This window comes from Paenibacillus sp. 32352 (assembly GCF_002042965.1).
GTDB lineage: Bacteria > Bacillota > Bacilli > Paenibacillales > NBRC-103111 > Paenibacillus_S > Paenibacillus_S vulneris.
In genome coordinates this window covers 46,477-69,182 of the sequence record NZ_MZNT01000007.1, presented here as the reverse complement: position 1 = coordinate 69,182, position 22,706 = coordinate 46,477, and the positions used below count along the sequence as shown (strand labels likewise).

Sequence of the window (22,706 nt, the reverse complement as noted above, 5' to 3'; positions counted from 1 at the left end):
TTTATTGAATTTTACTAAATAGCTTGCGAAAAGCACTAGGTCTTACACCGGTTTTACTTTGGAACAGGTTCGAAAAATAATGCGGGTCTACATAGCCGAGCCTATAGCCAATATCGCTTATGGAGAGTTGGGTGTCGAGCAGCATCAGCTTGGCGGATTCAATTTTTTTGGTAATGACATAGTTATAGATGGTCGTTCCGACTTCTCTATTGAACAACCGATTCATTTGCCGGGTGGAAATGCCCATATGCGAAGCGAGCTGGTTCGAGTCGAAAGGTTGAAGAATGCTGTTATCCAAAAATTGCTTTATAGCCTGCACCGTGGATGATAGCGCTTCCCCTCTTTTGCGCAATGCTTCGGAGAGAGTGACAATTATCCGCATAAGGATGACCTGCTGCTCGCTTTGCATTTCCTCGACCGATTTAAGTTTAGCGCTTTCAATGGCTTCATCAAAAAAAACTCCCGTCCCGCTATGCGGAATGACGACATGGGGAAGCAGTTGGTAAGCTTCAAGCATTTTCAACACCCAGTTGCCGCTGATGTTTAGCCATATATAGGACCATTGCTCATGGTGGTTAGGGTCGGAGGCAACTTCATGATAGCAGCCTGCCGGAAGGATGAACACGTCTCCTTGACGGGCGAGATAGGAATGCGAATTGACCTTAACACTGCCTTGACCGGATAGTACGAAGCCCACAACGGTAATTTGGGCGAGCTTTCGTATATTGCGGTAATCCGTATCGCAGTAATTGATGCCTAGAAACTGCACGCTAAGAGGAGGAGGGTCTCCTAACGGAGGCAGGTGATAGATGGGGCCATGCTTGCCGGGTTTGTTCATCATGTTCATCAAAGCTCCCTTAATGAAGTGGTTCCTTGTTCCTATTATCTTATCATGATTTGCCGTAATAGGACATGGCGTAATAGGACATGTCGCTCATAGATAGGAGCGCTGGATATCTTTTGAGCAGATGGAATAATATAGGCGCTTGGGTGTCCTTTTTCCTCACCTGTAGCACCGATTTCTCTATTCAGTAGTCAGAGCCATCAAGATACAATGAACATAACTCACAACGAAGATAGGGGAAGATACAAGTGACAGAATCAAGCATCGGGCGTCAGAATCATAAGAATGCCTATCTTATGGGCTACTTCCGTTCAGGTCCCGGACAAAGCCACTTGGCTGAAAAATTGCATTACGCCTACAGCCGGGATGGACTCCGGTGGTACGAACTGAACGGAAACGAGCCGGTCTGGGAAACCGGTTTAGGAGAAGGCATATTAAGGGACCCTTTTATCGGTAAAGGGCCGGATGGAAAATGGCATTTGGTCTTTACCATGCGCCCTCGAGGGCCGCTGCTCGGATACGCGTCCTCGGATGATTTAATTCATTGGACAGAAGAACAAGCGCTTCCTGTCATGAAGGATATCCCGAATACAGTCAACAGCTGGGCGCCTGAGTTTACCTATGATCCCGTTCAAGAGCATTTTTTGGTATATTGGGCTTCCAGCACAGGGAAAGATTTAAGCAATAGCAAGCACTATTGTGTGCGAACGAAAGACTGGATGACTTTTACCAAGACTGAATTATTCTATGATCCGGGTTTTCAAACCATCGATGCGAGTCTTGCTTTGCATGAGGGAAAATATTACATGGCTGTCAAAGATGAAAGTCATGTCTACGAGCCGTTAAAATATCCGCATCCGCCTATGAACTTCTTGGCGGTGTCCGATCGGCTGGAAGGTCCGTATGAAAGAATTCCTGGCGTTCAAACGCCGGACTATACGGAAGGCCCGGAATTTCTATGGATCGAGACCGAGAAAAAGTGGCTGCTGTATTACGATTATTGGGCTTATGGAAAATTTGGCGTTATGGAGTCTATCGATATGGTTCATTGGTCCAAGGAATTGGAGGAGGAGAAGACTCGGTTCCCTTACCGCGCAAGGCACGGCACGATGTTTCCCGTCAGTGAAAAGGAACTTTTCCGTTTGTTGGACAGGTATGCTTTGCTGGCACAGTACCGCACACGAACTTATTCTCCTGTCAGAGTTGCTGTAGAAGGAGCGGAGGGCTTTTTTCATGATGCCTTCTCCATGAGGTCTATTACGCTGGAAGTTCGGCCGCAGTCTGATTCGGGCACCCAGGTATTGATCGATGAAGGCGATGCTATGAACGGGTTAGCTCTTCGTATCCGGGATGGCCGATTGGAGGCAGCAGTGTGCTCGAACGGGAACCGGCTCCTTATTTCCAGTGAGCCGTTGCAGCTAAATTTGACGCAATGGAATCATGTCGCATTGACTTATGATGAAGGAAAGCTGTGCCTATATATAAACGGCGGCCTCGCAGGGGAAGGCAGCGCATCGTTTGCCCTAGTTAGAGCCCATGATAGTGCAGGGGGCTACGGGGGAAGATTTGGGACGGATGCCTTTGGCGATCAAGGATCCGAAGCTGCCTTTGACGGAGGCATTAAGAATGTGCGGATCTATTCCGTCCCGTTACAGCTAGAGGATATTAGGGCAACGACTGCCTCCGAATAGAACATTATGAAGCCGAGACAGGGAAAGGAGCCGCAACATGAGTGATATTTTTCTGATACAGCCGCCTCATCCGGAAACAGAATGGTCTGCTTGCACGGGATATTCCGAATCGGCCGCACTCGTCAAGAGCATAATGGACATCCCGTTGAAGGATGCAAGCATTTGTGCCGGGCCGGATCACATGTACTATTTAACCGGAACGACGGACGGAAAGAGCGTGCAGGTATGGTCTTCTCCCGATCTAACGACATGGACGGGGCCAGCGGTCGTATGGAGCCTGGAGCAGGATGGAACGTGGCAAATAGAGGGTGAAGGCTCCCATGGGATTTGCGCACCGGAAATCCATTTTATGCGTAGAGCATTCTGGATCACATACGGGCTGGAGCAAGGCGGAACAGGCTTGCTGCAGAGCCTGTCGGCTTCAGCCTATGGCCCTTACCGTGATATGGGAAAGATGACGTCAGACGGACAAGACGCCTCTTTATTTGAGGATGATGACGAGGCGGTATATTGGGTATATGGAAACGGCAAGATAGCACGAATGAATGCGGAGATGACAGGTCTGGAGGAAACGCCCCGGACAGTAGGGGTGCAGCCTTGGAAGGCAGCGGGACGTGAGGATCATCCGTCCTATTCAGGGAACCTTCAGGTAGGAACGCACGGCGCTTTTTTAGCCAAGCTGGACGGTTATTATTATCTATTTTGCGCCGACGCGCTTAAGCGAATGGACAGCGATAGTGTAGATACTTTTGTAGCGGTCAGCCGATCGATCTACGGTCCTTACAGCCGACGGTATTTGGCGCTTCCGCATGGCGGACAGGTCTCACTATTTACCGGCTGGGACCAACGGCTGTATGTCTCGTTCTCCGGCTGCGGGAGCTACTCCCCTGTAGAGCAATTTCCTGCTGTTATACCCATGACCATTGCTGGCCCGGGATTCATTAGACCTGTTGAGGAAGCGGTGCTTGAGAAGGGACCTGTGGGAAGCCTTAAACCTGTCGTAGACTTTCTGATTCGGGACCCGCATATTAGCGTAGGGCCGGATGGGACGTACTATTTGACGGGGACCTCAGATAAGCCGCACCGAAATTTTTGGGACAGGAATAATCAGCTCCACTTATGGAAATCCCAGGATCTTAAGGAATGGACTCATCTGGCTAAAGTATGGGACCTCGCCGAGAATGGCACTTGGGAGAACAACATTTATGAGCATCCATGCCTCTGGGCTCCGGAGATGATTTATTTGTACGGCACCTTCTGGATCACCTATTCGCTTAAAGGCGGAGGTACCGGGCTTATTAAAAGCGTGTCCGGGCAAGCAGAAGGACCCTATATCGATATGGGGCGAATGACGAATACGGATATTGATTCCAGTCTGTTCCTGGACGATGACGGTCAAGTATATTTTGTATGGCAGGACGGCAAAATTGCCAGAATGAAGAAGGATATGACGGGCTTTGCGGAAGAGCCCCGTAAGCTGTTATGCTCGGACGGACAGCGTGTCGGCTATGAGGGCGCATTTATCGTAAAGTATCAAGGCAAGTATATTCTGGGTGCGGCGGAATGGAACGGCGATAAACGGGTGGACGGCACCTACGACTTGATGTATGCCGTTGCCGACGAGCTGTACGGACCTTACACCCCGAGGAGGGTGGCGGTTCCTCATGGAGGGCACGGAACGATGTTTATCGATCGTGAGGGGAGGCTCCGGTCCACCTTATTTGGCAACGATCGTACCGCTCCCTTCCGGACCCGAGTGGGTATCGTCCTACTTCAAGGTGAAGAAGCTGGACAGGGGCTGCTCATAGAGCCGTGCTTCGAATAAACCAAAACATGGATCAAGCTCTTCCGAGGGCTGGATTCATGTTTTTTTGGTAACTCGTCAAATACCAAGTAATATTATAGAATTAGTGGTAGAAAGGAGGTGCCTCATGATAAGATTTTTTTCTATTAAAAAGCTGATTTCCCCGACACTAAGCATTCAAGGCAAAATCTTTGTTGCATTTAGCCTAGTCACCCTGCTTGGCATCGCGGCCGTCACGAGTATCGTCTACCTGTACATGAGGGAAACCGTCAAGAACAATGCGATTACTTCTGTTATGGACAGCATTAGGCAGGCTGACGAGTCCTTAAATCTTCGCTTGGAGGAAATCGGCCGCTTAAATACGGTCGTTGCTACGAATAAAACCGTACTGAATACGCTGCAAAGCGATACCGAGGAGCCAAGCTACGAATGGTTCCAGGAGCAAAAGCAGGTTGAGGAGTTTTTATCCGCATTGATTGCGTACAAGCCCTATATTTCACGGGCTTCCGTGATTGGATTGACCGGGAAGGTGTTTTTCGTCGGCTCCCCGTGGCTGGACAAGAGCGTGATGCATTCGCCGGTGATAGATTACTTGCTTCAAAACGGCTCCGGGCATGCGTATTTTCATCATACGGGCTCCAGCGATACCATTGTAACCGGCCGTGAGCTTCGGTATAACCGTAAATTTATCGGGCTTGTCATGTTTGATCTCAACTATGAGTTTATTAAGAAGACTTACGATGTCAAGCCCACTTCGGACAGCATGCTGTTCGTCTTGGACGAGAAGAATGAATTCATCTACCAGCCCGGAACAGGGGGTGTTAATCAGGAGACGATCATCCAGCTGAATCAGCAGCTGGGCGGTTCAGACACATCGGTGGAAAGGATCATCGATCGAAAATCCTACCTTGTGATAAGCCGGAAATCGGCGAATACGGGCTGGTCCACGCTGGCGCTTGTCCCTATGGAATCACTATTGAGCGAAACGGTACGCATTCGTAATGTACTGGCTGAAGTAGCCATCATCGTCTTTGTAATTATCGTTATCGGTACTTTGCAGGTTTCTTCAAGAATAACAAGAAACATTCGCAAGCTAAGATCCATGATGATGCATGTGATGGATGGCAACATGACCCTTCCGCACGTAGAAATTCGTTCCAAGGACGAAATAGGACAGCTCTATCACGTATTCAAAAGCATGGTGGAGGAGTTAAAACGGCTGATGGAAGGGATCGTGACCACCGAGAGAGAGAAGCGGGAGGCGGAGCTCGCGGTTTTGCAGGCACAAATCCGTCCGCATTTTTTGTATAACACGCTGAACACGGTGAAATATTTGGCCAAGCTTAACGGTGTACCCAATATTGTAGAAGTGTCCGGGTCCTTGATCGAGCTTTTACGCGGTGTGCTGGGGAACTCGAATGAGTCTCTCACTCTTCAGGAAGAATTGCAGTATGTCCGCAGCTACGTCACTATCGAAAAATACAAATATGTGGAGCCTATTCATTTGACCATTGAGATTGAAAGGGACGAATTATTACAATACCAGGTTCTTAAGCTAATGCTGCAGCCTATTGTGGAAAATGCCATTATTCACGGAATAACTTCCACGGAGCATGTAGGTATTGTCCTGATTCGAGTATATAAGGATGAGGAGCATGAAGAACTGAGAATCGAAGTCAGGGATAACGGCAAAGGCATGTCGAAGGAGCAAATAGACGCGCTTTTTGAGGCTAAGGATGGTCAGGCAAGCTCACGCTTTAGCGGCATGGGGGTCCGCAATGTACATGAACGCATAGTTCGGCTGTATGGGGAGCCTTATGGCGTATCCGTGCAAAGCGAGCCTGGCATGTATACGAAGGTGCAGATTCGGTTTCCGCTGCTTCCGGGCTCGGATTGTGTAACAGGGGGGATGAAGCATGTTTGAAGTCCTATTGGTCGACGATGAAGCCTTGGCCCGCAATGATGTGAAAGGGATGCTGAACTGGGAGAAGCACGGATTCACCCTCTGCGGCGAAGCGGCAAATGGAGCAATGGCCCTATCTATGATCGAGCAGCATCCTCCGCATATTGCGATCCTGGATGTCAGCATGCCGACGATGAATGGCTTGGAGCTGACCCGCATCATTAAGGAACGCTTTCCCAAGATCAAGATGATTATGTTAAGCAGCTTTGACGATTACGATTATGTCCGGGATTGCTTGAAGAATGGAGCTATGGACTACTTGCTTAAACATCGTTTGACGCCGGAGGCGCTTCTCGCGCTTCTGAATAAAGCGGTTGAAGATTTGCAGCTTGAAGAACGGGAGAACGTAGCCCGCAGCGCTCAGACCAAAATGATGGAGCGATTAAGTCCCGTCATTTACCGCGAATTTGCTGCCAATTTGGCAAGAGGGGCAGGGGAGGCCGGTGAGGAGCTGGAGGCTTATGCGAGGGACCATCAGCTTTATGCTCATTCTGTAGTATACGGAAGCGCAGCAGTGCAGATCATTCCTTTCCTTCTGTTGACGGAATCCTTCACGGATATTCAGAAAAACCGGTTCGTGCAGCAAGCGACGGATGTGATGCAAATGGCTATCGGAGACATTCATAAGAGGACGGTAGGCTATGTGGGAGAGGGGCAATTTATTGTCCTGTTTGCCTCTGAGGACCGAAGCGAGCATACGGTTACAACCCAGATCAGCCAGGCTATGAGCAGCCTATCCCATTCATTAGAAAAATTTCTGAATTTAAAATGCCTCTATACCATAGGACCGCTTTGCGGCCGGTTACGGCAGCTAGGTGCCAGCTACAGCAAGGCCAACCAAGAAATTACCGGTCTGTTATATTCGGGCATGAACGTATCCGCGCAGAGGGAGACTCTATGGATGGAGGAGCAGAAGCAATTGCAGCTGTTTCTGGAGCAGTTAGACGCGGAGAGAATTGACCATGTGCTTTGCACTGTGTTCGCTTCGCTACAGAGCCTGCCTGTTTACTCCATGAAGGTACAAATGACAGTCAGCGAGCTCCTCCGGATCGTTGAAAGGTTTAGAAAACGACATGTTCCTGATCCATCAACAGTAGACAACGAGCGGATTCCGTCACGCAGCGGCCTTGGACGCATAGGAAGCGTTGCCGAGCTGGAGCAATGGATGAAACATTACTACTCTAGCGGAGTTGAGGAGGTTAAGAAGCAGAAGCAGCATACCGGAGGAACCTACTCTCGTCATGTTGTAAAAGCTATCCAATTCATTACGGACCATTATGCCTCCAACATCTCATTGGATGTCACGGCGGATGCCCTTGTGCTTAATCCCTCCTACCTGAGCCGATTGTTCAAGGAGGAAACGCAGATGACGTTCACGGAGTATTTGAACCGGGTTCGAATCAAAACAAGCTGTGTCCTTATGGAATCCGGCGCTTATTCATTAAAACAAATTAGCAGACAGGTAGGTTTTTTGAATTATACTTACTTTTTTAAAGTATTTAAAAGTATAACAGGAATGACGCCTCAAGCTTACATGGATAGCCTCAAACTGTCAAATAAGTAGAATGGAATGTCATATATTTGGAACCGCCGAGTGAAGAGCAGGCACTATAATAAGATCAGACCTAGAAAGCGCTTACTTATCTAGGGTGATAATCAACGATCGGAGGAACAAAGGTATGAAAAGAAATTGGGGGACGGTAGTGCTTTCCACCTTAGTAGTTTCCGGATTGACACTGACTGCATGCAGCTCGGATGCCCCGGGCAAAGAGAAAGCGGATGGCTCCAACGCAGATGCTGCGAAAGGCGTCTCTTCGGCTGGTTTTCCTATAGTGAAAGAGCCGATTAAGCTGAAAATGTTCACAAGAATTGCGCCGACCAACGGGCCGTTCAAGGAGATGCCGGTGTTCCAGGATTATGAAAAAATGAGCAATGTTCAGGTGGAGTTTATCGAAGCGCCGACAGACGGGTTTAATGAGAAAAAGAACCTGCTGTTCGCATCGAACGAGCTCCCGGATGCTTTCTATCGCTCAGGCCTAACTCCATTAGAGGCTATTCGCTATGGCTCCGGAGGACAACTAATCCCGCTTGAGAAGCTGATCGACTCGTACGCTCCAAACCTTAAAAAGCTGATGGACACGTATCCGGAGATCCGTTCAGCCATTACGACGCCTGAAGGCCATATTTATGCCATCCCTGGGATTGTAACCGTTAACTCTGCCAGGACGGATAAAAGATGGATGAATCAAGGATGGCTGAAGAAGCTGAATCTGAAGGAGCCTGAGACCACAGATGAACTGTACGAGGTGCTGAAGGCTTTCCGGGATAAAGATCCTAATGGCAACGGTAAGCCAGACGAGATTCCAATGACGGCACGCAACGGCTTAAGCATCGTCCCTATTATGGCGGGATCCTTTGGCCTGGATTTCCAGCTAGGCTATAACATCAACCTGGAGAATGACAAGGTTAACATCTGGATGGGGAATGACCGGAATAAAGAGCTGTTGATGTATTTGAATAAGCTGTATTCGGAAAAGCTGCTCGATCAGGAGCTCTTTACGCAGAAGGAGGCTCAATATCTTGCCAAGCAGGGCACAGGGAATACCGGATTCTTCTTTGATCAGACGAACAACCCTATGCTGGATACCAAAGTGGCGGATCAATATATCGGGATAGCTCCGGTCAAAGGGCCTCACGGGGATAGACTGCAGCTGGCCGCTCCCGTACCGCGGGATTTTGGAGCTTTTGCCATTACCTCGGTTAACAAATATCCGGAAGCAACGATGCGCTGGATCGATTATTTCTACGGTGACGAGGGCTCCACTTTATTGCGCTTCGGACGTAAAGGCGACAATTATGAGCTGAGGGACGGGATTCCCTTCTACACGGATGCTTTCTTGGCTACTGGGAATCAATCCAAAATCACCCCTTATGCCGGGGGCGGGGCACCGCATCTGATCAGTGAAAAGGTCGCTTCCTACATTAACCCGCCGCAGGTACAGGAGGCTCAGAAGAAGCTGGATCCGTACATGCCGAAGATTCGTTACGCTGCGCCGATGTTCGACGAGGATACCGCTCAAAAAATCAACGTGCTGCGCAATGATATCGATAAATATTACGAGGAGCAGAGCACCAAGTTCATAGCAGGCGCCCTAAGCTTCGACAAGTGGGGAGAATTCCAGGCTACGCTGAAGAAAATGAAGATTGACGAGCTGCAAAAGCTGTATCAGGACGCTTACGATAACCTCAAAAAGCAAAAATAAGTTCATAAGATGGTTGGAGGGCTACAGATGAAGACTACAGCCAATACAGCCGGCGTTGCGTCTCGATCCAAATCGAGGCGCTCCAGCCTCTGGAGAGCTATGGCGAGCCGATACGATCTCTACCTTATGCTGCTCATTCCTATCCTTTGGTACCTTGTGTTCCATTATGGGCCGCTGTACGGATTGCAAATCGCATTTAAGAATTTCAGTCCTGCGAAGGGGATCTTGGGCAGCAAATGGGTGGGGCTAGATCATTTCGAGCGTTTTATAGAATCTTACTATTTCTGGAGATTGTTGTGGAACACGGTGTCGATCAACTTATTCTCCTTGCTGTTTGCATTTCCAATTCCAATTTTACTCGCATTGTTGATTAATGAAATCCGCAGCAAAGCATACAGCAAGATTGTGCAGAACGTCACCTACATTCCTCATTTTATTTCCGTCGTCGTGATGGTGGGCATGCTGATGCTGTTTTTTTCTCCGCGAGGAGGTCCTGTGAATGCGATCATTGAGGCGTTCGGAGGAGACCCGGTTCGATTTCTGGATTCGGCTGCTTGGTTTAAGCCTCTTTTTATCGGCTCGAATATATGGCAAAACATGGGGTGGCAATCGATTATATATATTGCGGCTCTGAGCGGGGTCAACCCGCAGTTATATGAAGCGGCCAAGATGGATGGAGCAAGCCGGCTGCAGCGGATATGGCATGTGTCCATTCCGGGTATTCTTCCTGTCATCGTGATCCTGCTGATCCTTGATGTAGGGCATTTTATGAATGTCGGCTTCGAGAAAATTTTGTTAATGCAAAATAATCTGAATCTGGAATCGAGCGATGTCATCTCAACCTTCGTCTACTCAACGGGGATTCTAAAAGGAGAATACAGTTACACGGCGGCCATCGGCTTGTTTAATTCCGTCGTTAACTTGGCGCTGCTGGTACTCGTCAATCGCTTTGCCCGTAAGAAGGCGGAGACAAGCTTATGGTAAGGAGGTGCATACGGTGAGAGAACTAGTACGCAAGAAAAGGAACTCGGATGAAGCCATATTCGATATTGTCGTCAACTTGTTGGCCGCACTCATATTGATTGTCGTGCTGTATCCGTTGTTATTTATTGTCAGCGCCTCCTTTAGCGATCCTGCATTGGTACTGAATGGGGAAGTATTTTTGCTGCCCAAGCAGGTGACTCTGGAGGCCTATCGGAATGTACTTCAGAACGATCAAATATGGAACGGATACGGAAATACCATTCTCTATACGGTGGTAGGTACGGCGGTCAATCTTGTTATGACGACGTTAGCGGCCTACCCGTTATCAAGACCGGACCTCCCCGGGCGGGGTGTCATTATGTTTTTTGTCACGCTGACGATGTTTTTTAGCGGGGGACTCATTCCATCGTATCTCCTAGTTAAAAATCTCGGCATGGTGGATACGATGTGGGCACTGATCATCCCGGGGGCTATCGCCACTTATAATTTGATAGTCATGAGAACGTATTTTCAATCCAGCATCCCTTGGGAAATCCAGGAAGCCGCCCATATCGACGGCTGCTCGAACTGGAAGCTGCTGACCCATGTCATCCTGCCGCTTTCCAAACCGATTCTGGCGGTGATGGTGCTGTTTTATGCTGTTGGTCATTGGAATTCCTTTTTCAATGCCCTCATCTATATCCGCAGTAAGGATATGTATCCGTTACAGCTCGTGCTGCGCGAGGTGCTGCTGATTAGCCAGGCGGATGCCGTGGACAGCAATGTAGGATTGGAATCGAAAGTATTGCTCGCCGAGAGCATAAAATATGTGGTCATCATTATTTCCAGCTTGCCGGTCCTGTTGATGTATCCGTTTGTGCAAAGACATTTCGTCAAGGGCGTTATGATCGGTTCTTTAAAAGGATAATGGAAGGAAGGATGAATGGAGTTCTATGATGCAATCAAAAGCTAAAATAAAGTTGGATACAAATCAAATCGGCAAAGATCGAATCAATCCGTATTTGTTCGGTCATTTTGTAGAGGACATTCGTGATCATATGGATGCCATGCTGGCGTATCCTTTGTCGGATATGGATTTTGAAAGTACGGATGCTACATACCGGGGGCTTGCCGGATGCTGGCGTCCTTATACGAACGGGAAAAGCACGGTCTACGCTCTTGAACCGGCTGCTGCCCGTCATTCTGGCCATAGTCAGCTGGTGCGAAGCTTTAGCGATGACCAGGCGTATGCCGGCATAAGCCAAAGCATTGCCGTGAAAGAAGATCGGAATGGTTATCATCTGAAGCTGTATGCAAGAGCTTCTATCGAGATCAAATGGCTCGTAGCCGAGATCGTGGATAAGCGGAGTGAAGAAGTGCTCGGTTCGACGCGGTTGGACCTGGTCAGCCATAACTGGGCGCACTATGAGTCTAACATCAAGGTGTCACGTGATTGCGAGCAAGCGGAGTTCAGGCTGTACGTTCCTTCGGAGCATGAGCGCTGGATGGATCATGTATCGACGGGCATGCTGTGGATCGACCATGTATCGCTTTTACCTTCGGACAGTGTAGGCAATGTTCGTAAGGAAGTTATCGATATGACCAGGGACTTGAATGCCGGCATGATGCGGCTCGCAGGCAATTATATTAGCGCTTACCATTGGCAACAGGCGATCGGTTCTGTATATGAGCGGCCTTGTATAATCAATGAAGCATGGGGCGGATGGACGAATAAATATTTTGGCACGGATGAGTTTATCCGATTTTGCCGCGAGCTGAACGTGGAGCCGCTAATTTGCGTCAACGACGGATCGGGTACGCCGGAGGAAGCGGCCCAGTGGGTGGAATACTGTAACGGAGCTGCAGATACGCCAATGGGTAGACTGAGAGCCGCTAACGGTCACATCGAGCCGTATGGGGTGAAGTATTGGGAGATCGGCAACGAGGTATGGGGAGCGTGGCAGGTCGGTCATTGCAGCGCAGACCAATTCGCGGAACGCTGCGTGCGGTTTGCCCAAGCCATGAAGGCCGCAGATCCCGAGATTACGCTCTTGGCATGCGGAGATGTCAAGACGGATTGGAACCGGACTTTGCTCGAACGGGCTGCCGAGCATTTCGATATCATCACGCTGCATTTATATCACGGTTATGGCCGTTTTGGGATGAATGAACGTACGCCAAAGGAAGAACGTTATAAGGCAATGGTCACTTATCCGGAATGGACGAGAGATACTTTGGAGAAATTGAGGGAATTGCTCGGCTCCTCTGATCGATACCACCACCTGAAAGTGGCGATCACGGAATACAACACGATGTATTATCCGAATACCGTCCGTAAAGGGCTCCCGAATGAACACACTTTGGAGGCTGCTGTCGCGAATGCCGCCAATTTGAACGAATTTATTCGAAATTGCGATTTGGTCGAAATCGGCAGCTTCTCCGATCTGGTCAACGGCTGGCTCGGAGGATGTATCCGGGTAGGAGATACCTTCGCGGATCAGTTTCGCGGCAAAGCTCCGGGCTGGAGCGGTAAATCTCTGACCGTGTACGGGACGCCAAGCTATTATGTTATGACTATGTATGCGAACAGAGACTTGGCCTATGTGGTAGAGAGCCATACGGAATGCGGCAGCTTTGAGGTTCATAGCCCTCTATCTGAAGCACCTCGGCTGAGCGGCCTGCCAAATTTGGATGTTGTCGCTTGTGTGAATGGCGAGGAGGATAAGCTGACGGTATTTATCGTTAACCGCAGTCTCGAGGAGACGATCACCGAGGTGCAGCTGGGCGGATTTGCGGCATCGGGGACAGCTCAGCTGCTGGAACTGACCGCGGAAGATTATGAAAGCATCAATAGTGTGCACAATCCAAATCACGTTGTCTGTGCGACCCATGAAATACCATTTTCTAACAATCAAGTGAATTGCCGTTTGAAGGCGTCTTCCGTCTACGTCTTGGAACTATCACGTTAACAGGTCGTGACCCATGGAAAGGATGGTACGGATCAAGAAAGCAGGGCTCATTATCGGAGCTGCGGTTGTCATTCTTCTGTTAATTTGGATGATGATGATTCAGCCTTGGGAAAAGAAAGGAGCGGATCGAATGCCTATATCCATGCAGCGGATGTATGAGAATCCGTTCACATTGGATCAGGAATGGGAGGATTACGGGATCGGCGATCCCTATGTTCTCCGTTATGACGGCAAATATTATCTATATTGCAGCACGAAAGACCGGAGGGTCGGGATCAAGGCATGGAGCTCCGATGATCTTGTGAATTGGCGCTACGAAGGCCTGGTGACGGAAGAGCCTGTTAGCGTTGGCGCCTATGCGCCGGAGGTTGTCTATTGGAACGGCGCGTTCTATATGTACACGTCTCCGGCGGGCAAAGGCCATTACGTCCTGCAAAGCGACAAGCCGACGGGTCCTTTTGTGCAGAAGACGGATAATCTCGGCTTGACGATCGACGGCTCCGTCTTTATCGATGACGATGAGAAATGGTATTTCACTCATGCCAAATTCGGAGGCATCATGGCGAGTTCAATGACCGATCCGTACACGATCGAACCGGGCAAGCAGTTAAACGCTTCGCTCGGGCATTGGACCGAGGGGTCGATGATTATTAAGCGCAGCGGACGCTATTTCATCACCTACACCGGTAATCACGTGTTCAGCAAAGGATACCGCGTTAACTACGGAGTGTCTCACAATTCTCCGACAGGAACCTATACGATACCGGAGAATAATCCGATCCTGATCTCCACGGACAACGACTTCAATGGTCTCGGCCACAGCGCAACCGTCATGGGCCCGAACCTTGATTCCTATTATTTGGTTTACCATAATCTGATCGGACGTTCTGCGGAAGGTCCGCCGGTACGCAAGCTGAACATGGATCGCCTCGTATTCAACGGCGATAAGATGTCGGTGCTTGGGCCGACACATGGAACCCCGCAGGAGGCTCCGGAACCTCCGGTATTCCAGGATCGGCCGGGTGCTGTGCCTTCCCCAGATAAGTGGGAGCCGGCTGCTCAACCTGGTGGCGGTGAGATTCTGGTGAGCCGAGCTAGCACAGGCAGCCGTTACACTGCGGAATACAGCTTTAGCTTGGAGAAAACTCCGAATACAGGGACAGCGTCTTCGTTGGATGTATTGTTTGCTTATGCGGACTCGGCAAATTACCGAATGGCCCGGGTGGATGCGAAGACGATGCAGCTGACGTTAATCGATCGTGTGAACGGTGTCGAGTCAGCTTCTGCTGTGATTCCGCTGCCCAAGGGTACTGACTTGACCAAGCTGCATACGGTTCGTATCGAATCGGATTCAAGCGGCACAAAGCTTTACTGGGACGGGCTGCTGAAGATAGAGCAAGCTGTAATGGCCGCAAAGCCCGGCCGCATCGGCTATGCTTGGCCGCGTGGAGCGAAGCCGGAGCTGCACTATACCGCCTTCTCTAACGAAGCGGGCGGCAGCAGCGATTCGAAGGCGATCAAGCCATTGCCGGGGACGCTGGAGACTGTTCATGGCGTAAGAGAAGGCAATGCAGTTGTTCGTTCGGGGATAACATCCGATGGCAGCGATGCTGTGATCATGACCGACAAGGGCGACAGCCTCTCGTTCCCGGTGAATCCGCGCCAGGACGGCTCTTATCTGCTATCCGTTAACGCTTCCAGATCCTCAACGGGATCTACGCTGGTGATTGAAGCGGGCGAATCGACACAGGAAATCAAGCTGGATGCTTCCTTATTCGCAAAGGATTCGGAATGGACGAAGGTGCCGCTAACCAAGCTTGAGATGAAAGCAGGGCCGCAATGGATGATCCTTCGCCTCAAGAAGGGCGAGTTGGCCTTAAGGTATGCGGAAGCGAGTCTGACGGAGCCTGTACCGAAGCAGCAGTCTGTTATCAAGCCGTCGGAAGTCGGCATGGTCAACCGATTCGGCGGGAATCCGCGTTGGTCGGACTATACGGTAAGCTTCGATGTAACCCTTAAAGAAGCTGCAAAGGACGAGTTGGGAGTTCTGCTGCGAACGTCCAACGAGTCTGAATTCCGCGATCAGGTTAAAGATGCTTACATGGGCTATGCCCTCGTATTTCGGAGTGACAGGGTCGTTCTGACACGCGTGAGCTACGAGAATTCAGCGGAACAAGCGTCCGGCGCTCTTGCCTTTCAGGCTGGACAGACCCGCCGGGTTACCGTAAAGCTGAAGGGAGCTTCGATTGCGGTTTACTCCGACGACAGCAAGGAGCCGATCCTGAAGTGGACGGACCCGAATGCGTTCCTTGTAGGCCGGGTAGGGCTGCGGGGCGCTGCGACAGCCTGGACGGTCTCGCCGCTTACCGTTACAGAGAACCAATAACATAACAGCTTGAGCTAAAGGAGCGATAGAAAGCAGATGACAACCAAAAAGTATATAAAAAATTATCCAAGGCCTCAATTTGTGAGAGAGAATTGGGTCGACCTGAACGGTGAATGGCGCTTCGGCTTCGACGATACACTCTCCGGTGAAGCCGAGGGCTGGCAGCGAAGCTTCAAGGGGGATCGATCCATTATCGTCCCCTTCACATACGAGACGAAGGCGAGCGGTATCGGTGAAGAAGCTCATCACCCATGCGTCTGGTACAACCGAACGCTGGATATTCCGACGGAGGCCGGAGGCAAGCGCATCCTCTTGCATTTTCAAGCGGTCGATTATATAGCCAAAGTATGGGTGAACGGTGAATACGTCGGAGGGCATCAGGGCGGCTATTCGGCATTTTCATTCGACATCACGCCATACGTAACGTTCGGGGCGCCGAATGAGCTTACGGTTAAGGTAGAGGATAGTAAGGACGCTACGCAGCCGCGCGGAAAGCAGCGCTGGGTGGATGATAATTTCGAATGCTTCTATGTGCAGACGACCGGGATCTGGCAATCCGTTTGGCTTGAATACGTGGAGCAGGAATACGTCGATTCGGTGAAAATTACACCGGACCTCGATTCCAATACTGTGAAATTCGAGTATCAGGTCAAAGGAGAGCTGCGAGCAGATAGCGCGCTTCGGCTGGAAACGATCATCACCATGAAAGGCCGGCAGGTCAAACAGGCAAGCCTGACGATCGACCGCCATTGGCTGGCGCTAGAGGTTGACCTCGTTCATGAAATGAACGGACCGTGGAAGCGCTGCTACTGGTCGCCCGCTCATCCGAATCTGTACGATGTGGAGTTTATTCTGTACCGCGACGACGAAGTGATTGACCATGTCTACTCCTATTTCGGCATGAGAAAGATCTCCATTGAGAAGGACAAAGTGCTGCTTAACAATGTACCGATCTACCAACGGCTGCTGCTCGATCAAGGCTATTGGCCGGACAGTCATTTGACGCCTCCATCCGAGGAAGCACTAATTGAAGATATCGATCTCCTTCTGCAGATGGGATATAACGGTGTCCGCAAGCATATGAAGGTGGAGGACGCAAGATTCCTGTATTGGTGCGATGTCAAAGGCGTGCTGGTCTGGTCGGAGATGGCAGCAACCTTCGAGTTTAACGATCAAGCCGTGCAAAATTTCACAATCGAGTGGATGGAGGTTGTCCGCCAGCAATATAATCATCCCTCCATCATTACCTGGGTTCCTTTCAATGAATCCTGGGGCATCATGAACATATTCAAGGACCGCCGGCAGCAGCAGTTTACCGAGGCGATCTATCATCTGACCAAAGCATTCGACCCGAACCGTCCGGTCGTAACGAATGACGGTTGGGAGCATACCGTGTCCGATATTTTGACGTTGCATGATTATGTTGAGAGGAAGGAGCAATTCCTGAACCGCTATGCCGGTAAGGATGACATCGTCAACAACCGGAAAACGTTTAACCGCTGGAAATACGCTTTCGCGGACGGCTACAGCTATCAAGGGCAGCCGATTATTATCAGTGAATTCGGCGGCATCGCCTTCAAGTCCGACAAAGGCTGGGGCTACGGCGGGCAGGTGGCTTCGGAGGAGGCGTTCCTGGAACGGTTCCGCGGCATTCACGAAGCGATCAAACAGACGGATTATATCGTAGGGTACTGCTATACCCAGATTACCGACGTCCAACAAGAGGTGAACGGGCTCTTGACGGAGGAGCGTAAGCCGAAGGTGCCGATGGAGAAGATCAGGGAAATTAACCTTTCCTAACGAGTAACAACCGATTCTAATGGGCTAGCTGCAAAATCACCTTTTTCTGACCTACGGTACAGAGGGAGGTGATTTCGCTCTAAGAGGCTTACTTGATTGATTTTCATCATTCTCTCTATCCGTAACAGCAATTTTATAAATCAAAAATAATACCCATAAGGGAATAAATAATGACAGTTGAAAAAAGAATTGTCATATAGATCAGGGAATATACAAACATTGATTTTGCCCACTTCTCCGAATCCATCCTCCGGTAACCGAAAATACTTAAACCAAGCCATATAAGACTTAAAAGGAGTGCCACTAACATAAGTCCAATGCTTAAAGAACTAAAAAGAAAACTTATTATAATTAATACAATTAAATAAATGTTAGTTTGTAAATATGTCCTCTTGATTCCTTTTACAACTGGCAACATAGGAACCTTTGCAGCCTTATATTCATTGTGTTTCCTAATAGCTATTGAATAGAAATGTGGCATTTGCCAAATAACGGTGATGACAAACAGTCCGAGGATCGCGGGATGTGTGATGTCTGGATGAATAGCAGCCCATCCAATGAGAGGCGGCATCGCTCCAGATATACTTCCAATTTCTGTATTGTAAACAGTTCTTCTCTTGCTCCACATCGTATAGGGGAAAATATAAAAAAATAAACCAGCGAACCCTAGGATTGCAGCTAAATGAGTTGTTAATGCTAAAGAAATAATTCCGAAAATAGACATGAAGATACCAAGCCATAATACTGTATTAGGATTTATTTCTCCCGTCACGGTTGGTCTGTTTTTGGTTCTCTGCATAATGGAATCAATGTCTCGGTCATACAAATTATTAAAAGCTCCTGCTGCTCCTATTACTAAAATAGAACCTATGAAAGCAAATAGTATCTCAGGCAATTTTTCAATTATACTGATTTTATATGTATACAATGACAATGTTAATCCAGCAAACATTGGAATCAGATTTGATTTTATAATCCCTGTTTTAACTGTTTGAGCCAAAATATTGGTTAAAGACTTACTTTGGCTTATAAGGTTTTCCTTCTCTCCCATTGTTTTCTTCTCCTTTATTTGCGGATACTTAACAGAATTTATATACTATATGGTATATTAATTCTATATGGTATGGTTGTCAAGAAAAGGAGGAAGAGGAGCTTGCTTAGACGAAGACTATCGCAAAAGGAGCGAAAAGAGGAAACACGGAAATTGCTTTTAGAGTCTGCTGTTCAAATTTTCGCCGAGTTTGGCTTTCATGGGGCTTCTGTTGACAAAATTGCAGAGCATGCTGGATTTAGTAAAGGGGCTTTTTATGCTAATTTTAATTCCAAGGAAGAGCTCTTTCTGGCTCTATTGGAAAAACAAATGCAATTACATGTAGACAAGATCCATCAAGTAATAGACCAACAGCATCCACTTTCACACTTTATAGAAAAATTGGACCAATACCCCATTTATATTAGGGAAAATCGAACGTGGAGTATGCTTAATATGGAATTTCTTCTTTTTGCGATGAGAGATGAGTCAGTCCGATATAAATGGTCGAACATGATAACCCAATCAGTGGAACAAATATCCCAATCTATTGAAAAGTTGATGAAGAAAGAGAATTATGAGTTTGGTCTTTCGTCAGAAGAAATTGCATGGACTATTCTTTCATTAGAAAACGGCATGGCTATATTTAGTTATATTAGTCAAGATAATGTTCCACCTAATTTATTCGGAAAAGCATTAAAAAATATGTTCATGCCCCCTTGCTCTCTGTGAACAAGCTACTGGTGGTTAAGAATTCGTACATGCCATTGGGAAGATCGATCATTGGTACTTTGTCATTGACAATGATGGAAAAGGACATTGGGTCAATCCATCCAAAGAGATTGCCTCACGGATTACGGGTGATTATGACGAGGATGCCAAGCTTGGCGTGAAGCTTAGCGGCGAAAGTCTGGAGCTTAATGAATCATCCATTGCGTTCGATATTCCTTATGCGGATGAGGAGACCATGAACGGAAGCCTTGAAGCAAACGATAGCCCAACCTATGCGGTATAGCCTGCGGCTATAACTAGATATAGTATAATCCAATTACTTTATAGCAACCAATCTGTGGTAAATTTCTTTATAACCAAATTGTAGAGGAGTTTTTCACATGGTAAAAAGCAGCGTATTAGGCTATCCGCGTATTGGTGCTGATAGAGAATGGAAGAAGGCTCTGGAAGCGTTCTGGTCAGGCAGGTTGGAAGAACAAGATTTTCGCAGTCAGCTGCAGAACATTCGTTTGGGTCATTTGCGCAAGCAGCAGGAGAAAGGAATTGACCTCATTCCGGTCAATGACTTCAGCTATTACGATCATATTCTGGATACGGCAGCGATGTTCGGCATTATTCCGAGCCGGTTCTCGTATACAGGCGGAGCCGTTCCTTTGTCCGTATATTACGGGGTAGCCCGCGGGACCGAGGGTGCCGCCGCAAGTGAAATGACCAAATGGTTCAATACGAATTATCATTATATTGTTCCTGAGCTTTCAGGAGCGTCGCCGGTGCTTACGGAGAATAAGCCACTTGAAGCTTATCGTGAAGCGAAGGAGAAGCTTGGTATTGAAGGAAAACCGGTTATCGTTGGGCCGTTGACCTTCTTGAAGCTTTCCAAAGGATACGCTGCATCGGAAACGGACGCCTGGCTGGATAAGCTGCTGCCGCTCTATGTGCAGTTACTTCAGGAGCTTGCGGCGGAAGGCGTTCAATGGGTACAGGTGGATGAACCGATTCTTGTAACCAAGCTATCCGATGAGGACGTACAGCGATTGAAGCATATTTATGAGACCTTTGCCGCAGCAGTACCCGGCTTGAATCTTATGCTGCAAACGTACTTTGAATCGGTAGAACGATACAGTGACATCGTCAAGCTTCCAGTTAAAGGAATAGGCCTTGATTTCGTTCATGGATACGACGGAAATCTGAAGTCCATTCAAACAATTGGCTTCCCGCAGGACAAGGTTTTGGGTGCGGGAGTCATTGATGGCCGCGGTATTTGGAAGGCGTCGTTAACCGGAAAGCTGGAGTTGTTGAAAGATCTTGCGAAGGCAGTACCTGCTGACCGCTTGATTGTTCAATCTTCGTGCAGCCTGCTTCACGTACCAGTAACCGTAGAGCGGGAAACGAAGCTTACCTCCGATTTGAAAGGTGCTCTCGCGTTTGCCGATGAAAAATTGAACGAGCTCGTCCTATTGACCAAAGCTTTCTCCTCAAAGGAAGCAGTTCAAGGAGAATTGGAGCAATATGATCGTGCCATTCAAACGCTTCAGCAATCCGCCGATCGAAACCGCAGCGAGATTCAGACCGCCGTTGCAGCTGTCGGCTCTCAAGAACCAGTACGTTCCGCTCCGTTTGCAGAACGCTATGCAGCTCAGCAGGTGAAATGGCAATTGCCGCTATTTCCGACGACAACCATCGGCAGCTTCCCGCAGTCCGCTGAGGTGCGTAAAGCACGTCAATTATGGCGTAAAGGGGAATGGAACGACAAGCAGTATGCTGAATTTATCCGCGAGCAGATCGATACCTGGATCAAGATCCAGGAAGAAATCGGCATCGACGTGCTTGTACACGGTGAGTTTGAGAGAACCGATATGGTGGAGTTTTTTGGCGAAAAGCTTGCGGGATTTGCATTTACCCAAAATGGATGGGTGCAATCCTACGGTTCCCGCTGCGTCAAGCCGCCGGTGATCTACGGAGATGTAGCGTTCATTGGTGAAATGACCGTTGAAGAAACCAAATACGCCCAGTCGCAGACGAGCCATCCTGTAAAAGGAATGCTGACAGGACCTATCACCATCATGAACTGGTCGTTTGTCCGTGAGGATATCCCGCGCGAGCAGATTGCATACCAATTGGCTTATGCTCTCAGACAAGAAGTAGAGGCGTTGGAGAAGGCAGGCATTGGCATGATTCAGGTGGATGAACCGGCAGTACGAGAGGGATTACCGCTTAAAGAGTCGGAGCAGGCAGATTATCTTGCATGGGCTGTCAAAGCCTTTCGCATTGCCACCTGCACAGTTCAAAAAACAACGCAGATCCACACCCATATGTGCTACTGTGAGTTCCATGACATGATAGATTCCATTGAAGCGATGGATGCGGACGTTATTTCCATCGAGACATCCCGCAGCCACGGTGAATTAATCCACAGCTTCGAGTTGAATACCTATAAGCTGGGAATCGGCTTGGGTGTGTATGACATTCATAGTCCGCGTATTCCGAGCGTAGAGGAAATGACGGGTATGATTGAACGCGCATTGCGTGTGTTAGATCCCAAATTGTTCTGGATCAATCCGGATTGCGGTCTGAAGACACGCGGTCTTGAAGAAACGGTTGCATCCCTTCGCAATATGGTGGAGGCGACTAAGACGGCGCGTGCCAAATACGAGCAGTCCGCGGCAAAATAAGAAGCAGGGTATAGGCCGTAATAAGACAGAGACAGACGTTACTTTGAATTGAAAGGCAATTCCATTGGATCTGGCCAAGTCGATGGTGACCAGCGGTATTCGATTCGCGGAATAGTGAAAGATGTAGCATACAATTTCCTTTGTACCCAGGACTAAATAACTAATTTTTCGGCTAATTAGGACCTGCGCAGCATGCGCCAGGTCTTTTTTGTCATCGACAAAAGGCTTGCTGCAGCAAGTCTCAGCGGCATTTTATATGCATGAAAATGACAGTCAGCTATAGGCTGAAGTCTATAAAAATACTAAAACAAGGGCCATCCTATCCATTGACAAATACCATATATTGATATAGATTATTTATTGCCAACTATATATTGTTGTGACAGGTGCTTTTCGTTCAATAGAACGAGAAAGCTTAATAGGGAAGTCCGGTGAGAAGCCGGCGCGGTCCCGCCACTGTAAGAGAGGAGGATCGGTCTTGTATGCCACTGGCTTGGGAGCCAAACAAGCTGGGAAGGCAGATCGATCATGATGATTCTCTAGCCAGGAGACCTGCCTGATCATTGACACGGCCTGCGGAGAACAGGAA

15 protein-coding genes and 1 riboswitch are annotated in these 22,706 nt (G+C 48.6%); of the genes, 13 read left to right on the top strand and 2 right to left on the bottom strand.

What is annotated here, in order from left to right; all coding sequences use genetic code 11:
• Position 1: 1 nt before the first annotated feature.
• Positions 2–841, bottom strand: coding sequence for a helix-turn-helix domain-containing protein (locus B1728_RS17415; protein WP_179136059.1), 840 nt, complete (start codon positions 839–841; stop codon positions 2–4).
• A gap of 251 nt (positions 842–1,092) precedes the next feature.
• Here B1728_RS17415 and B1728_RS17410 point away from each other — a divergent pair, with 251 nt between their 5' ends.
• From B1728_RS17410 to B1728_RS17365, 10 genes are all read left to right on the top strand, one after another.
• On the top strand, positions 1,093–2,535 hold the full coding sequence (locus B1728_RS17410; RefSeq protein WP_079911556.1) for a LamG-like jellyroll fold domain-containing protein: 1,443 nt from the start codon (positions 1,093–1,095) through the stop codon (positions 2,533–2,535).
• 37 nt (positions 2,536–2,572) lie between these two features.
• On the top strand, positions 2,573–4,360 hold the full coding sequence (locus tag B1728_RS17405) for a family 43 glycosylhydrolase (RefSeq protein ID WP_079911555.1): 1,788 nt from the start codon (positions 2,573–2,575) through the stop codon (positions 4,358–4,360).
• 106 nt (positions 4,361–4,466) lie between these two features.
• Positions 4,467–6,263: a cache domain-containing sensor histidine kinase gene (locus B1728_RS17400; protein ID WP_256865397.1), complete on the top strand. Its 1,797-nt coding sequence runs from the start codon at positions 4,467–4,469 to the stop codon at positions 6,261–6,263.
• On the top strand, positions 6,256–7,866 hold the full coding sequence (locus tag B1728_RS17395; protein ID WP_079911553.1) for a response regulator transcription factor: 1,611 nt from the start codon (positions 6,256–6,258) through the stop codon (positions 7,864–7,866). The genes B1728_RS17400 and B1728_RS17395 overlap by 8 nt, the downstream gene beginning before the upstream one ends.
• A 115-nt stretch (positions 7,867–7,981) precedes the next feature.
• Positions 7,982–9,565 carry an extracellular solute-binding protein gene (locus tag B1728_RS17390; RefSeq protein WP_079911552.1) on the top strand — a complete coding sequence of 528 codons (1,584 nt, stop codon included), beginning with the start codon at positions 7,982–7,984 and terminating at the stop codon, positions 9,563–9,565.
• Positions 9,566–9,592: 27 nt separating this feature from the next.
• Positions 9,593–10,549: an ABC transporter permease gene (locus B1728_RS17385; RefSeq protein ID WP_079911550.1), complete on the top strand. Its 957-nt coding sequence runs from the start codon at positions 9,593–9,595 to the stop codon at positions 10,547–10,549.
• A gap of 13 nt (positions 10,550–10,562) precedes the next feature.
• Positions 10,563–11,456 (top strand): carbohydrate ABC transporter permease, encoded by an 894-nt coding sequence (locus B1728_RS17380; protein ID WP_079911548.1) that lies wholly within the window; start codon positions 10,563–10,565, stop codon positions 11,454–11,456.
• 25 nt (positions 11,457–11,481) lie between these two features.
• Entirely contained in the window at positions 11,482–13,497 is a 2,016-nt protein-coding gene (locus tag B1728_RS17375) for an alpha-L-arabinofuranosidase C-terminal domain-containing protein (RefSeq protein ID WP_256865396.1), read from the top strand.
• Positions 13,498–13,510: 13 nt separating this feature from the next.
• Entirely contained in the window at positions 13,511–15,883 is a 2,373-nt protein-coding gene (locus B1728_RS17370) for a glycoside hydrolase family 43 protein (RefSeq protein WP_256865395.1), read from the top strand.
• 36 nt (positions 15,884–15,919) lie between these two features.
• Entirely contained in the window at positions 15,920–17,683 is a 1,764-nt protein-coding gene (locus tag B1728_RS17365; protein WP_079911547.1) for a glycoside hydrolase family 2 protein, read from the top strand.
• A gap of 133 nt (positions 17,684–17,816) precedes the next feature.
• On the opposite strand, the gene cyoE is transcribed toward B1728_RS17365, so the two are convergent.
• Positions 17,817–18,734 carry a heme o synthase gene (gene cyoE, locus B1728_RS17360; RefSeq protein ID WP_079911545.1) on the bottom strand — a complete coding sequence of 306 codons (918 nt, stop codon included), beginning with the start codon at positions 18,732–18,734 and terminating at the stop codon, positions 17,817–17,819.
• A gap of 102 nt (positions 18,735–18,836) precedes the next feature.
• On the opposite strand from cyoE, the gene B1728_RS17355 reads away from it, so the two are divergent.
• From B1728_RS17355 to metE, 3 genes are all read left to right on the top strand, one after another.
• Positions 18,837–19,445: a TetR/AcrR family transcriptional regulator gene (locus B1728_RS17355; RefSeq protein ID WP_079911543.1), complete on the top strand. Its 609-nt coding sequence runs from the start codon at positions 18,837–18,839 to the stop codon at positions 19,443–19,445.
• Between the two features lie 157 nt (positions 19,446–19,602).
• Positions 19,603–19,728 (top strand): hypothetical protein, encoded by a 126-nt coding sequence (locus B1728_RS36840; protein WP_256865394.1) that lies wholly within the window; start codon positions 19,603–19,605, stop codon positions 19,726–19,728.
• A 97-nt stretch (positions 19,729–19,825) separates the two neighbouring features.
• Positions 19,826–22,117, top strand: a complete 2,292-nt coding sequence (gene metE / locus B1728_RS17350) for a 5-methyltetrahydropteroyltriglutamate--homocysteine S-methyltransferase (RefSeq protein ID WP_079911541.1) — start codon at positions 19,826–19,828, stop codon at positions 22,115–22,117.
• 367 nt (positions 22,118–22,484) lie between these two features.
• A riboswitch (cobalamin riboswitch) is annotated at positions 22,485–22,691 on the top strand.
• Positions 22,692–22,706 lie beyond the last annotated feature (15 nt).

Excerpts from the sequence above, each read along its gene's own strand:
- metE (WP_079911541.1), top strand. The coding sequence starts at position 19,826 with ATGGTAAAAAGCAGCGTATTAGGCTATCCGCGTATTGGTGCTGATAGA.
- B1728_RS17370 (WP_256865395.1), top strand. The coding sequence starts at position 13,511 with ATGGAAAGGATGGTACGGATCAAGAAAGCAGGGCTCATTATCGGAGCT.
- B1728_RS17400 (WP_256865397.1), top strand. The coding sequence starts at position 4,467 with ATGATAAGATTTTTTTCTATTAAAAAGCTGATTTCCCCGACACTAAGC.
- B1728_RS17385 (WP_079911550.1), top strand. The coding sequence starts at position 9,593 with ATGAAGACTACAGCCAATACAGCCGGCGTTGCGTCTCGATCCAAATCG.
- cyoE (WP_079911545.1), bottom strand. The coding sequence starts at position 18,734 with ATGGGAGAGAAGGAAAACCTTATAAGCCAAAGTAAGTCTTTAACCAAT.
- B1728_RS17365 (WP_079911547.1), top strand. The coding sequence starts at position 15,920 with ATGACAACCAAAAAGTATATAAAAAATTATCCAAGGCCTCAATTTGTG.
- B1728_RS17390 (WP_079911552.1), top strand. The coding sequence starts at position 7,982 with ATGAAAAGAAATTGGGGGACGGTAGTGCTTTCCACCTTAGTAGTTTCC.
- B1728_RS17375 (WP_256865396.1), top strand. The coding sequence starts at position 11,482 with ATGATGCAATCAAAAGCTAAAATAAAGTTGGATACAAATCAAATCGGC.
- B1728_RS17415 (WP_179136059.1), bottom strand. The coding sequence starts at position 841 with ATGATGAACAAACCCGGCAAGCATGGCCCCATCTATCACCTGCCTCCG.
- B1728_RS17405 (WP_079911555.1), top strand. The coding sequence starts at position 2,573 with ATGAGTGATATTTTTCTGATACAGCCGCCTCATCCGGAAACAGAATGG.
- B1728_RS17395 (WP_079911553.1), top strand. The coding sequence starts at position 6,256 with ATGTTTGAAGTCCTATTGGTCGACGATGAAGCCTTGGCCCGCAATGAT.